The organism is Pseudomonas sp. AC463, assembly GCF_979253585.1.
Window position 1 is genome coordinate 1 of the sequence record NZ_CEEDDZ010000698.1, and the last position, 265, is coordinate 265.

The 265-nt window shown below is 69.4% G+C and carries 1 protein-coding gene; it reads left to right on the plus strand.

Annotated features, from left to right (window positions below; genetic code table 11):
* Nucleotides 1–265, plus strand: a 265-nt coding sequence (locus AC0IYH_RS31985; protein ID WP_471838310.1) for a S41 family peptidase, incomplete at both ends; no start/stop codon positions are given.

A 265-nucleotide genomic window follows, 5' to 3' on the forward strand; every position in this document is an offset into this window, starting at 1 on the left:
GTGCAGACGTTGCTGCCGCTGGGGCCGGAGACGGCGCTGCGGCTGACGACGGCGCGCTACTATACGCCCTCGGGTCGGTCGGTGCAGGAGGGCGGGATCGAGCCCGATATCGCCGTGCCGCAGATCAGCGACCCCGATTACAAGTCGCGGCCGGTGTTCCGCGAGGCGGACCTGCGCCGTCACCTGATCAACGAGGTCAAGGCCGACAACAAGGTGCTGGAGGAGGATGCGAAGACCGACCCGCGCTTCGCCGCCACGCCCGAGC